This window comes from Halomonas sp. QHL1 (assembly GCF_001882345.1).
Lineage (GTDB): Bacteria > Pseudomonadota > Gammaproteobacteria > Pseudomonadales > Halomonadaceae > Vreelandella.
Genome location: NZ_MINL01000001.1, coordinates 2,190,075 through 2,202,524, shown reverse-complemented (window position 1 = coordinate 2,202,524; position 12,450 = coordinate 2,190,075). Strand labels below are relative to the sequence as shown.

Sequence of the window (12,450 nt, the reverse complement as noted above, 5' to 3'; positions counted from 1 at the left end):
ACAATGGCCGGCGGATGGGCAAAAGATGGTGCCGAGCAAGAGCAGATGGAGAGCACGCTGGAAGATGCAGTGCAGCGAGCCCGTAGCCAACTGCCCCGCGGCGAGAGTCTTGAGTTTTGCGAGGAGTGTGGCGACCCCATTCCTGAAGCGCGCCGTAAAGCGATTCCTGGCGTTCGGCTCTGTGTAGTCTGTCAGAGTGAGTTGGACAAAAAGCAGTCGGCCTATAGTGGCTACAATCGGCGCGGCAGCAAGGATAGCCAGCTACGTTGAGCGGCCTGCCTTGTCGACTAGGCATCGTGATTGGTGTCCGGCAGCCGCTTGAAATAGATATAGCGATGCAATCGAATCGCCGGGCGCAGAAGTAACAGCACGCTGCCAATCATGCCCAAGATGACGACCTCTTGCCTTTTGTCAGAGCGCGTGGGGGCCGTAGCACCGCGGCACATTCGCCTTCCGGGTCTCAGAGGCTGGTTTAACTGTTTTGCTCGGTTTCCTGATGCGCCAAAATAACGGCCAGAAAGCCCTTGCCGTAATCCGCCAGCTTGCGTGCGCCGATGCCGGAGATCGCGCCCAGTGCCGCTAGGCTTTGGGGTTTCTGCTCGACCATTTCAGCCAGGGTGGCGTCGTGGAAGATCACATAGGCTGGCACGCCCTGGGCTTCGGCAAGCTCCTTGCGGTGCTGGCGAAGGGCTTCCCATAGCGGGCCGTGGCCCTGCGGCGCAGAGGCGTTTTTGCTTCCTCGTCGAGCGGTTTTGGCTTTGCTGGGTTTGTTGCTTGGCTTGCGCAGGGTGAGGTTCTGCTCGCCGCGTAGCACCGGCCTGGCATTGGCAGTGAGCTTAATGCCGCCGTGGCCCTCCATATCCACGCTTAAAAAGCCGCTGGCAATCAGTTGGCGAAAGAGCGCTTTCCATTCGTTGGCAGCGAGGTCTTTACCGATGCCGAAGGTGCTAAGGCGGTCGTGGCCAAAGCGGGTGATGCGCTCGTTGCTTTTGCCTAGCAGCACGTCCACCAGGTAGGTCACGCCGAAACGCTGCTCGGTGCGGTAGACACAGGAGAACGCCTTTTGCGCCGCCACGGTGGCCTCCCAGGTCTCGGGTGGGGTCAGGCAGTTATCGCAGTTGCCGCAGGGGGCGTCCAGGTGATCGCCAAAGTAGTGCAAAAGCGCCTGGCGACGGCAGCTGATGATCTCACACAGCCCCAGCATGGCGTCGAGCTTCTGCTGTTCGATGCGCTTTTGATGGTCGGCGGCGCTGGAGTCCTGCTGCATCTGGCGCAGCGTGATCACGTCCTGAAGCCCGTAGGCCATCCAGGCATCGGCGGGCAGGCCGTCGCGCCCGGCGCGGCCGGTCTCTTGGTAGTAGGCTTCGATACTCTTGGGCAGATTGAGATGCGCCACAAAGCGCACGTCGGGCTTGTCGATGCCCATGCCAAAAGCGATGGTGGCCACGACGACCACGCCATCTTCACGTAGAAAGCGGGTCTGGTGGTGCTGGCGCTGCTCGGGGGGAAGCCCCGCGTGGTAGGGCAGTGCCGTCAGCCCCTGGCGTTCTAGCCAGGCGGCGGTCTCCTCCACCTTGCGCCGGGAAAGGCAGTAGACGATACCCGCCTCGCCGTCGTGGTGCTCGCGAATAAAGCGCAGCAGTTGCTCTTTGGCGTTACCCTGATTCTCGGCGATATGGTAGCGAATGTTGGGCCGGTCAAAGCCGCTGTTGTAAAGTGCCGCCGCCTGGAGCTGCAGATGCTCCATGATATCGCCCCGGGTGGGCACATCGGCAGTGGCGGTCAGGGCGATGCGCGGCACCTGGGGAAAGCGCTGATGAAGCTGGGAAAGCTGGCGATACTCGGGACGAAAATCGTGTCCCCACTGGGAGACGCAGTGGGCTTCATCAATGGCGAACAGCGCAATCCGGGTCTGCTCCAGCAGCATCTGCATACGTGGCGTGGCCAGCCGCTCGGGCGCGACATACAAAAGATCCAGTTCCCCAGCACGCAGGCGGTTCTCCACCTCGACCGCCTCGTGATAATCGAGGCTGGAGTTCAGGTAAGCCGCCCTGACCCCGTTCTGCTTAAGCGCCGCCACCTGATCCTGCATCAGCGCGATCAGCGGCGAGACCACAATAGCGGTGCCTTCGCGCAGCAGTGCGGGGATCTGATAGCACAGCGACTTGCCACCGCCGGTGGGCATCAGCACCAGCGCATCGCCGCCGGCCATCACATGCTCGATGATGGCCTGCTGCGGGCCGCGAAAGCTGTCGTAGCCAAATACCTCCTGCAGTACCTTGAGGGCTGCCGGGTGAGGGTCGCCGTGCATCAATGCTCTCCTTGTCGCGTACTTGAGGGAGAATTGTCGCACGAAAAACCTGAGAGGCGTCTGTCTAGCGAATCCCGGCCCGTAAAAACGACTGCACGAACTGGCGCTGGAACAGCAGGAAGGCGATTAGCAGCGGGGCGATACTTAACAGCGTCGCAGCGCTAACGGTTGCCCAGTTAACGCCGGTTTCGGGCGCGGAAAAGACCCCCAAGCCCACGGTTAATGGGCGGCTCTCTACCGAGTTGGTGACCACCAGTGGCCAGATAAAGTTGTTCCAGTGGTGACTAATCGAGACCAGTCCGTAAGCAAGGTAGGTGGGCTTGGCTAGCGGTACGTACACCTTCCAGAGAATTTCCAGCCAGTTGCAGCCTTCGATGCGGGCGGCGTCTTCCAGCTCCCTTGGGATGGTTTTAAAGGTTTGGCGGAGTAGAAAAATACCCAAGGCGCTGGCTACATAGGGCAGGCCAATCCCGGTGATGGTGTTGATCAGCCCCAGCTCACTGGCGATGCGGTAGTTCTCGACAATCAACACTTCGGGAAACACAAAGAGTTGAATCAGCACCAGCATAAACAGAACGTTCTTGCCGGGAATCGGGAAGCGTGCAAAGGCAAACGCTGCCAAAGTACACACGATAAACTGGCCAATCACTACTCCCGTTACTAGTGCAAAGGTATTGAGGTAGTAGCGGGCAAAGGGCGCTTGAGACCAGGCGTTAGTGAAGTTCTCCAGCGTCAGCGGGGCGAAGAGCTCAAAGTTCACCATAAACTCGCTGGGGTGGAAGGCGGCCCAAAAGGCATACAGCAGCGGAAAAATCCAGATAATCGCCAGTAGCCACGCAGCCACGGTTTCCAGCGCTGGAATTGAGAAGAAGCGGGAGCGGGTCGCATAGGTAGTGGTCGTATTCATTGATAGTGGGTCCTGCGATCTAAAATCGTGAACTTAAGCGTGGCCACTACCGCGAGTACCAGCAGAATAACCACCGTAATGGTGGCTGCCGTGGTGCGGTCAAAGAACGAGAACGCATTCTCGTAGACGTAGTAAAGCAGCAGGTTGGTGGCGTTGTTGGGTCCGCCCTTGGTCAAGATAAATAGGTGATCCACGACCCGCACCGAGTTAATCAGCGCATTGATTAGCACAAACAGCGTGGTGGGCATGAGTAGCGGAAAGGTGACGCGCCAAAAGAAGCTCCAGCGGCTAGTGCCTTCTAAGTCAGCCGCCTCTTTCAACTCGGGTGGCATGCTCTGTAGCGCCGCCAAGTAGAAGATCATAAAGAAGCCGGCTTCTTTCCACACCGACATCACGATCACCGAGCTTAACGCAACGTTTGGATCGCCCAGCCAGTTCACCCCGGAAAAGCCCAACATGCCGAGCAGTTTATTGAATAGGCCAATCTGCGGCGCGTAGAAAAACATCCAGATATTGGCCGCGGCGATCATGGGTAGAATCGTCGGCGTAAAGTAAGCCATGCGCACAAAGCCCCGCCCGCGAAGCTTGCCATTGACGAACAGCGCCATACCCAAGGCCAGTGCGATAGACGTAGGAATCGTACCGACGGCGTAGATTAAGTTGTTACGAGCTACTTTCCAAAACGTCGGGTCATCGAACAACACCTGATAATTTTCAAGGCCTACGAATTCAGTGGGTGCACCGCGAAAGCCGGGTAAAAACAGGCTGTTAATGACCGTTGTCACGGTTGGTAAATAAGCAAAAGTCGTCAGCAGTAGCGCAGCGGGAAGCAGCAGAAGCGCGCCGTAGAGCTGCATTTTGCGGTGATTGGTGAATGACATAGAACGTACCGCACGTTGGAAAAGCCGGGGCATGCCCCGGCGAAGAGTAAAATTCTAACGATTAGCGGGCGTAACGGCGCAACACGCTGTCGGCCTCTTGCTGCGCCTGACTAAGCGCTTCTTGCGGTGTCATTTGACCGGTGAGTGCCGCCTGCACGGCGTTATCCAAGGCGCGGCGAATGCGGCCACCCTGGTAGGTGGAAAGCTCCGCCGTGCCATGTTCGAGCTGGTCGCGGGCGACCGCGGCGGGTGGGAACTCTTCCACATAGCCTTGTAGCGCATCGGTTTCGTAGGCGGCAGGGCTAACGCCCATATAGCCCGTCTCAATTGACCAAGCAGCGGCGCGCTCAGGGTCGGTCATCCAGCGAATGAAGGTCATCGCCGCGCGCTGTTCTTCTTCGGTGGCGTCTTCAAAAATGTAGAAGTTGCCGCCGCCGGTGGGGCTACCGCGCTGGGTTTTCATCGGCAGCATGGCGACGCCAAAATCAAAATTGGCTTCGCTGCGTACGGCGGTCAGGTTGCCCGTGGTGTGCCACATCATTGCCGTGGACTCTTCAAGGAAGTTCTGGCGCAGGGTGCCCCACTCAATGGTGCCGTCGGGCATGGCGTTATGCTCGGTGGCCAGTGACACCCAGTACTCCAGCGCTTCAACCGCTGCGGGGTCGTCGAAGTAGACTTCAGTGCCGTCTTCGCTCATTAGCCGATGGCCGTTCTGAAAGGCAAAGGCCTGGAACATCCAGTAGGGGTAGCCAGTCGACGGAACCATCACGCCCCACTGCTCGCCATTGGAGGCTTCGCGCACGGTAGCGGCCATCTCGGCCATCTCTTCCCAGTTTTCCGGGGGTGTTTCGGGGTCTAGGCCAGCGGCTTCAAAGGCGTCTTTGTTCCAGAACAGTACGATGGTGGAGCGCTGGAAGGGGATGCCGTAGGTTTTGCCATCCAATTGGCCATTTTCCATCAGCCCTGGGTAGAAGCCTTCGAGCCATTCGCGCTCTTCATCGGTTTCGACCAGGTCGTCAAAGGCGACGATGGCGTTCTGCTCAATCAGCTCGTACAGGTCGATGGAGAACATGACCGACAGCTGAGGCGTATCACCCGCTTCCATCGCCGACATGGCGCGCACGCGGGTATCGTCGTAGTTGCCGGCGTAGATCGCTTCCACGTTGATATCGGGGTATTCGCTTTCAAACTCTTCCACCAGGTTATCAACGACGTCGGTGAGTGCACCACCCACCGCGACCGGGTAGTACATGGTCAGATCGACGCTATCCGCGTTTACCTGGGCGGCGCTTAACAAGCCCGCTGCCAGGGCGGTCATTGCAAAAGGGGTACGCAAACGCATAAGAGACTCCGCAAGTGTCAATACTGCTGTCAGTGTTGGAAAGAGCCCACCGCCGGTGGACGAGGAATGCTTCTAGATGAGCTGGGTAATGGGGTCGGCGTCAGGTCATCCCGCCGCAGGCCGTCGGCATCGAAAAGGTGTGTATTCTCTGAGGTCCAGTAGAGGCTGCATGGCTGGCCTGTCAGTGCCTGCTTGCCGCTAAGCCGCACGCGTAGGGTGTGCGACCCCACCGCGACATAAGCAATGGTGTCCGCTCCCAGATACTCTTCACTTAATACGTTAGCGGGTACGCCGGGGCCTGGTGCGATTCGCAGCTCGACATCTTCCGGGCGGATGCCCAAGTGGCCACCAACGGCGTCCAAGGGGGCTACGGGGGTACTTGGTTCGCCTTCGATAACGGCGCCATTCTCACCGGCCACTAGGGGCAGCAGGTTCATGGCGGGGCTGCCAATAAAACTGGCGGCAAAAGCGCTAGCGGGGCGGTTATAGAGCTCGTCCGGGGTGCCGTCCTGCACGATTTTGCCGTACTGCATCAGAATCACTCGATCGCCCATGCTCATGGCTTCCACCTGGTCGTGGGTGACGTAAATCACCGTCATATTCAGGCGGCTTTGTAGTGCTTTGATTTCCCGGCGCATGTCGCTGCGCAGCCGGGCGTCCAGGTTTGATAGCGGCTCATCCATTAGGCAAATCGGGTGTTCGGAAATAACCGAGCGCGCCAAAGCAACCCGCTGGCGTTGGCCGCCGGAAAGCTGGCCTGGCTTGCGGTCTAGGTAATCGGTTAAATCGACCAGCTCTGCGACCTTGGCCAGCCGCTGGCGCTGTTCACCTTTGGGTACTTTGCGGCTGCGCAGGCCAAACACGATATTGTCGGCAACGCTTAAGTGCGGAAACAGGGCGTAGGATTGAAATACCATGCTTAGTCCACGGTCGCCGGGCGGCAGGCGCGTGACGTCACGTTCGCCAATATGAATTTGGCCGTCGCTGGCTTCTTCCAGGCCTGCAATCATGCGTAGCGTGGTGGATTTACCGCAGCCTGAAGGGCCCAGGAGAATGACAAACTGCCCTGGGGTCACATCAAACGAAATACCATCGACAGCCGCAGAGGCGCCCCAGCGTTTAGTGACGCCCTCTAAGCGTATTCGCGATTGGTTTGACATAGCACACACATCACCGGCTGTTGGTTGTTATTGGTTCAGCTTGTGTTGAAGGTGTTGCCGTTTCATGACACTTACATGGATGGTTGATGACGGCAGCTGTGTCAAGCAGAAAATCACCTGGCTACTTTGATGCCATAGCGCTGAAGCTTGCGCACCACGCTGGATTGGCTGATGCCCAGCCGCTCGGCAATGGCGTAGGTGCTGGGAAGCGTGTTGCACAGCTCTTCAAGGGTTTCTCGCTCCAGCCGCGCTAGGTACTGCTTGAGGGTTTCCTGGGGCTCGAGTGCTACTGCCGAAGTGACTGGCGCGTCGCTCGGCAAACTGGCTGGGTGCTGCTCGGCGTGAGGGAGTGCGGCGGGCACCTCGATTTGATCGGTGGGGCTGGAAAGCCAGGCTCTTTCTAGCCAGTTCTCCAGCTCGCGGACGTTACCTGGCCATTCGCTGCCCATCAGGGTCGACCAAACGCGGGTATCAAGGATTTTTTGCCGGCCATAGCGCTGGTTGAGCCGGTTTAAGCACGCTTCAACCAGGTCGGGGATATCCTCCCGGCGGTCACGCAGCGGCGGCAGGGTGACCGGGATCACATTGAGGCGGTAGTAAAGATCCAGACGGAAAAGTCCGGCCTCTACTTGCTTGCCCAAATCCTGGTTGGTCGCCACGACCAAGCGGAAATTGACCTTGCGTGATCGGGTGTCACCCAGTCGGGTCAAACTTCCGTCCTGGATCACCTTGAGCAGTTTGGTTTGCATTAGCAGCGGCAGCTCGCCGATTTCATCCAAAAACAGCGTGCCGCCCTCGGCCTGCTCTAACAGCCCGGCTTTGCCCTGGCGAGCGGCACCGCTGAAAGCGCCGGGCTGGTAGCCAAACATTTCGGACTCAAACAGATTCTCTGGAATCGCCGCGCAGTTAACGTCAATAAAGGGGCCGTCACAGCGCTGGCTCCAGCGGTGTAGCTGTTTGGCAAAGGCGGTTTTACCCACACCTGATTCCCCCAGCATCAGCACGTTGGCATCCGAAGGGGCGACCCGCTTAAGCAGCAACGCAATTTCGCGCATCACGCTGCTGCGCACCTGCAAATTGTCCAGGGCATCATCCAGCGCCTGCTCTTCCGCATCCGGGGCTGCCTGGCTGCGCTTTAAGTGTTCGCTAAAACGTTTTTGCAGCAGTGCGTATTCGTCCTGCAATAGCTGCAAGTCGGTTAAATCCCGCGAGCGGCTGATAATGCGCTCCAGCTTGCCGTCGACGAATACAGGATAGGCTTCGGCAATCACCCGGCGGCCTGTTCCGGTGACCTGCATAAGCTGTGCAGGCCGGCGGGTGCGCATTACTTCCATGGTGATGGATGGCTTAAGCACCCCAGCGGTTTGCAGCTGCTGCACACTGCTGGAGAGCAGCTCTTCTCGTGATACTCCGTAAACCGCTTCGGCCCCTGGGCTAATGTCAACTACTTGCCCATCGCCACTGACGATAAAGAAGTGGTCGTTAGCGGTTTCTACAATGGTTTGCAGTACACGTCTGTCTATTTCACTCATCGCAGCCGACACCTCTGAGCAATTCATTTTTGAATCTTTGATGCAAAAATGAATTGATAAAGCCCCTGATTGATTCATTTTTGCATCGTTTGGTCGTTAATTACACCACTTTATAGGCATCTTCGACTTGGCATGGTCTGTGCAATGTCTTTGGAAGAGTAGTGAAAAGAGCTAGGCCAGTACCTACACCGTGCTCACCGCCAAAAAATATAAGGAGATGTGTATGTCGGAGTTTAATCAGCCCCTGGGCGGCAACACCATGCCGCGCTTTGCAGGCCCTGCCACCATGATGCGCCTGCCTACCCAAGAGACTGCCGAGGGTTTGGATGCGGCATTTATTGGCATTCCCATGGATATTGGCACTTCAAACCGCCCCGGCACACGGCTTGGGCCGCGCCAGATCCGCGACGAGTCGCGCATGCTGCGCCCCTACAATATGGCGACCCGCGCCGCGCCCTTTGAAAGCTTGCAAGTAGCCGATATCGGCGACGTACCCATCAATACCTTCCATCTGCCTAAAAGCGTCGACATCATCACCGCCTTTTACGATGACGTGCTGAAACATGACTGCATTCCGCTGACCCTGGGCGGAGAACATACGCTCACGCTGCCTATCCTTCGTGCCATGGCCAAAAAGCACGGCCCGGTGGGACTGATTCATATCGATGCCCACGCCGATGTGAACGAGCACATGTTCGGTGAGCCAATTGCCCACGGTACGCCGTTTCGCCGCGCCCAGGAGGAGGGCTTATTGGCCCACGGCAAGGTGGTACAAATCGGTCTGCGCGGTACCGGCTACGCCGCTGAAGATTTTGACTGGTGCCGTGGTCAGGGTTTCCGCGTCGTGCCGGCCGAAGAGTGCTGGTACCGCTCGTTAGCGCCTTTGATGGCCGAAGTGCGCGAGCAGATGGGCGATATCCCGGTGTACATCAGTTTCGACATTGACGGTTTGGACCCTTCTGTTGCCCCCGGTACCGGCACGGTGGAGATGGGAGGACTGACCTCCAGCCAAGGATTGGAGCTGGTTCGCGGTGCCGCTGGGCTGAATATTGTCGGCTGCGACCTGGTGGAAGTATCTCCGCCTTATGACCCTAGCGGCAACACCGCGCTGATGGGCGCCACCTTGCTGTATGAAATGCTTTGCGTACTTCCGGGCGTTAAACACAGCGAGTGACGCCGACCGAATAGCTATCAAAGAAATAGCGACTAAATAAAAAAGCACCGACCTAACAACGCCGCCAGTCCACCTCCAATAATCACTTCCAATGGGTGAACCCTATGTCGTATAGCAACGTTAAATCGGAACAGCCGACCTCGTCGGCACCGATTCCCCGCGCGCATTTACTGAAGTTTATAGTGCCATCTTTAATTGGGGTTTTGCTTTTTCTAGTCCCTTTTCAATTTGGCGATACCATCAACATCGGTATGGGCCTAATGGCAGAAGGTTTACAAGCCCTGCTGGGCTCGGCGCTGCCAGCCATTGCTGTCGTTGTGCTCTGCCTGTCGGTGGTAGCGACGATTTACGCCAAGCTAGCTACCCCCGCCTGGGCCAAAAAAGGCATGCTGCACGAAATGTTTCATGTCGGGCCGGTTTGGCTTGCGATGCGTGTGTTAGGCGCGCTGTTTGCTTTGATGACCTATTTTCAGTTTGGTCCGGAGTTTGTCACTGCGTCCTTTACCGGTGGCGTGATGCTCAATGACCTGGCGCCAGTACTATTAACGTTCTTCTTCTTTGCCGCGCTGCTGCTGCCGTTTCTAGTCGAGTTTGGCTTTATGGAGTTCATTGGCAGTATGGTACGTAAACCGTTTCGGATAATTTTTAACTTGCCGGGACGCAGCGCTATCGATGCCACCGCCTCATGGATGGGCTCGGGTACCGTTGGTGTGCTGATCACCACGCAGCAGTATGAGCAGGGCTATTACAATGGCCGGGAAGCCTCGGTGATTGCCACCAACTTCTCCGTGGTGTCGATTGCGTTTGCGCTGCTCGTCACCAGCTTTGTCGATATCAACCACCTGTTCGTGCAATTCTACTTTACGGTAGTGGTTTCCGGGTTAATCGCTGCGGTCATCGTGCCGCGCCTGCCGCCCCTGTCGCTCAAATCCAATGACTACTATGAACCAGTGGGCTGCCAACTGAACGAGGAGCGGACGGAGAAAGTGGGTCTGTTCCGTTATAGCTTGATTCAGGCCACTAATCGCGCCGCTGGAGCTCCCGGCCCCCGTGAGCTGGCACGTTTGGCGCTCCTCAACGTGATGGATATTTTCCTTGGCTTACTTCCTCTGGTGTTTGCCATTGGCACGGTGGCGCTGATTCTGGCGGAATTCACCCCGCTGTTTACCTGGCTTTCCTACCCCATGGTGCCGGTGCTTGAGCTGCTGCGGATTCCTGAAGCAGAAGCGGCGGCGCCCGCTACGCTGGTGGGCTTTGCCGATATGTTCCTGCCTGCGGTGCTGGCGACTAATATCGAAAGCGAACTCACCCGTTTTGTGATTGCCTGCCTGTCGCTCACCCAGTTGATCTACATGTCGGAAATTGGCGCGCTGCTGCTCAAGTCGAAAATTCCCATCAAGCTATGGGAGCTGGTCGCCATCTTCCTGCTGCGCACTGCAATTACGCTGCCGATCATCGCCTTTATGGCCCATACATTTTTCTTCTAAGGGGCTTGCAATGAACGGTAATGCATCGAGCAATCAAGCGACCATGACCTGTGCCGAGTTACTGATTCACCTGCTGCGCGATACTTACGGGATACGTGCTTTGTTCGGCATACCCGGCGTGCATACAGTGGAGCTTTATCGCGGGCTGGAAGGCAGCGATGTGAGGCACGTTACGCCACGCCATGAGCAGGGCGCCGGGTTTATGGCCGACGGCTATGCCCGGGCCAGCGGCCAGCCGGGGGTGTGCCTGATTATTACCGGGCCGGGGATGACCAATATAGCGACCGCCATGGGCCAGGCCCTGGCGGACTCGATCCCTATGCTGGTGATCTCCAGCGTTAACCGTCGCGATACGCTGGGCATGGGTCAAGGGCGGCTGCACGAGCTGCCCAGCCAGCAGCAGATGATCAGCGGCGTGGCGCGGTTTAGCCACACACTGTTGGACGCCAATACGCTACCCGAGGTGCTGGCCCGCGCCTTTGCTATCTTCAATGGAGCGCGCCCAGGCCCGGTGCATATCGAAATCCCCATCGATCTGTTCAACGCGCAAGTGAACGTACCGGTGAGTTGGCAGGCGCCTAAGCTTTACCGCGCCGCGCCTGATCCAGAAGGGCTGGCCGAAGCCGCCCGTTTGTTACACGCGGCGAAACAGCCCCTGGTGTTATTAGGCGGTGGCTGCATTTCAGCGCCAGAGGCAGCGCGGGCTTTGGTAGAAAAACTTGATGCCCCCACGGTAACGACCATTAACGCCAAAGGGCTGTTAGGCCGCGACCATCCGTTGGATTTGGGGGCTAATGCGGCTCTGCCCGCAGTGCGTGAATTGGCGGCTAACGCCGATGTGATTCTGGCGATAGGTACCGAGCTAGGCGAAACCGACTACGACGTAGTGTTTGATGACGGCTTTCACCTCAACGGCACGCTGATTCGTATTGATCTTGACCCTGAGCAGCTAGTGCGCAACCAGCGCACCACGCTTGGGCTGGTGGGTGATGCCGGGCGTAGCCTTGAGCTTCTGCTAGGCCATTTCTCCGAGCCATTGCAGCGCGACGGCAGCGAACGAACCGCTGCCGCATTGAGCGCGCTAAATCTACCCAACGATCCGGCTTTCAGTGATTTTGTGCCGCTGTATGCAACGCTTGCCGAGCATCTGCCCGAGGCCATTCTGGTGGGCGATTCCACCGCGCCGGTGTATGCCGGTAACCACCTGGTCAGTCAGCCGGCGCCCAGGCGTTATTTCAATGCCTCAACCGGCTACGGCACCTTGGGCTATGGGCTGCCGGCGGCGCTGGGCGCACAGCTGGCGCGAGTGGATCTGCCGGTGGTGGCACTGGTGGGGGACGGCGGGGTGATGTTTACGCTCTCCGAAATGGCAACGGCCGTAGAAGAGCGACTGCCCGTGGTGATTGTGCTGTGGCACAACGCTGGTTACGAAGAGATTCGTCGCTATATGGATGCCAATGGTGTGGCGCGCCTGGGCGTGGATATTCAAGCACCCAACTTCCTCACCCTCGCCGAAGGCTTTGGCTGCCCCGGCGTTCTGGTAGAAAGCCCCGCGGAGCTTGCCAAGGCGCTCGCCAACCGTGAAGCGACCGGGCCTTTACTGATCGAAATAGACGCCGCTGCCTGGCAGCGTGCGTGCGCATTTTCTGACTAGGA

Annotated in this window: 11 protein-coding genes; 4 read left to right on the top strand and 7 right to left on the bottom strand. The window is 58.1% G+C overall.

Going from position 1 to position 12,450, the window contains the following annotated elements:
* Positions 1–3: 3 nt before the first annotated feature.
* Positions 4–270, top strand: coding sequence for a DksA/TraR family C4-type zinc finger protein (locus QHL1GM_RS10065; protein WP_071694355.1), 267 nt, complete (start codon positions 4–6; stop codon positions 268–270).
* A 17-nt stretch (positions 271–287) separates the two neighbouring features.
* Here the strand turns inward: QHL1GM_RS10065 and QHL1GM_RS19335 are convergent, their stop codons facing one another.
* The 7 genes from QHL1GM_RS19335 to QHL1GM_RS10035 form a co-directional block, all read right to left on the bottom strand.
* A complete protein-coding gene (locus QHL1GM_RS19335) occupies positions 288–446 on the bottom strand; it encodes a hypothetical protein (protein ID WP_175540374.1) in 159 nt (52 codons plus the stop codon).
* 26 nt (positions 447–472) lie between these two features.
* Positions 473–2,311, bottom strand: a complete 1,839-nt coding sequence (recQ, locus tag QHL1GM_RS10060; protein WP_071694354.1) for a DNA helicase RecQ — start codon at positions 2,309–2,311, stop codon at positions 473–475.
* 64 nt (positions 2,312–2,375) lie between these two features.
* Positions 2,376–3,218, bottom strand: coding sequence for a carbohydrate ABC transporter permease (locus QHL1GM_RS10055; RefSeq protein WP_071694353.1), 843 nt, complete (start codon positions 3,216–3,218; stop codon positions 2,376–2,378).
* Positions 3,215–4,099: a carbohydrate ABC transporter permease gene (locus tag QHL1GM_RS10050; RefSeq protein WP_071694352.1), complete on the bottom strand. Its 885-nt coding sequence runs from the start codon at positions 4,097–4,099 to the stop codon at positions 3,215–3,217. Before QHL1GM_RS10050 ends, QHL1GM_RS10055 begins: the two co-directional genes overlap by 4 nt.
* Before the next feature lie 61 nt (positions 4,100–4,160).
* Positions 4,161–5,441, bottom strand: a complete 1,281-nt coding sequence (locus QHL1GM_RS10045) for an ABC transporter substrate-binding protein (protein ID WP_071694351.1) — start codon at positions 5,439–5,441, stop codon at positions 4,161–4,163.
* Between the two features lie 29 nt (positions 5,442–5,470).
* Complete coding sequence (locus tag QHL1GM_RS10040; protein ID WP_071694350.1) at positions 5,471–6,601, bottom strand: ABC transporter ATP-binding protein; 1,131 nt, start codon at positions 6,599–6,601, stop codon at positions 5,471–5,473.
* Between the two features lie 113 nt (positions 6,602–6,714).
* Complete coding sequence (locus QHL1GM_RS10035; protein WP_071695965.1) at positions 6,715–8,133, bottom strand: sigma-54-dependent Fis family transcriptional regulator; 1,419 nt, start codon at positions 8,131–8,133, stop codon at positions 6,715–6,717.
* 223 nt (positions 8,134–8,356) lie between these two features.
* Here QHL1GM_RS10035 and speB point away from each other — a divergent pair, with 223 nt between their 5' ends.
* From speB to QHL1GM_RS10020, 3 genes are all read left to right on the top strand, one after another.
* The gene (speB, locus tag QHL1GM_RS10030) at positions 8,357–9,307 is read left to right on the top strand and encodes an agmatinase (protein WP_071694349.1); all 951 of its coding nucleotides are present in this window, start codon (positions 8,357–8,359) and stop codon (positions 9,305–9,307) included.
* Positions 9,308–9,411: 104 nt separating this feature from the next.
* On the top strand, positions 9,412–10,794 hold the full coding sequence (locus tag QHL1GM_RS10025; protein ID WP_071694348.1) for a YjiH family protein: 1,383 nt from the start codon (positions 9,412–9,414) through the stop codon (positions 10,792–10,794).
* Positions 10,795–10,804: 10 nt separating this feature from the next.
* Positions 10,805–12,448, top strand: a complete 1,644-nt coding sequence (locus tag QHL1GM_RS10020) for a 5-guanidino-2-oxopentanoate decarboxylase (RefSeq protein WP_071694347.1) — start codon at positions 10,805–10,807, stop codon at positions 12,446–12,448.
* Positions 12,449–12,450: the final 2 nt, after the last annotated feature.

Bases quoted from the DNA above. Each gene is read 5' to 3' on its own strand.
- QHL1GM_RS10065 (WP_071694355.1), top strand. From the start codon at position 4: ATGGCCGGCGGATGGGCAAAAGATGGTGCCGAGCAAGAGCAGATGGAG.
- QHL1GM_RS19335 (WP_175540374.1), bottom strand. From the start codon at position 446: ATGTGCCGCGGTGCTACGGCCCCCACGCGCTCTGACAAAAGGCAAGAG.
- recQ (WP_071694354.1), bottom strand. From the start codon at position 2,311: ATGCACGGCGACCCTCACCCGGCAGCCCTCAAGGTACTGCAGGAGGTA.
- QHL1GM_RS10055 (WP_071694353.1), bottom strand. From the start codon at position 3,218: ATGAATACGACCACTACCTATGCGACCCGCTCCCGCTTCTTCTCAATT.
- QHL1GM_RS10050 (WP_071694352.1), bottom strand. From the start codon at position 4,099: ATGTCATTCACCAATCACCGCAAAATGCAGCTCTACGGCGCGCTTCTG.
- QHL1GM_RS10045 (WP_071694351.1), bottom strand. From the start codon at position 5,441: ATGCGTTTGCGTACCCCTTTTGCAATGACCGCCCTGGCAGCGGGCTTG.
- QHL1GM_RS10040 (WP_071694350.1), bottom strand. From the start codon at position 6,601: ATGTCAAACCAATCGCGAATACGCTTAGAGGGCGTCACTAAACGCTGG.
- QHL1GM_RS10035 (WP_071695965.1), bottom strand. From the start codon at position 8,133: ATGAGTGAAATAGACAGACGTGTACTGCAAACCATTGTAGAAACCGCT.
- speB (WP_071694349.1), top strand. From the start codon at position 8,357: ATGTCGGAGTTTAATCAGCCCCTGGGCGGCAACACCATGCCGCGCTTT.
- QHL1GM_RS10025 (WP_071694348.1), top strand. From the start codon at position 9,412: ATGTCGTATAGCAACGTTAAATCGGAACAGCCGACCTCGTCGGCACCG.
- QHL1GM_RS10020 (WP_071694347.1), top strand. From the start codon at position 10,805: ATGAACGGTAATGCATCGAGCAATCAAGCGACCATGACCTGTGCCGAG.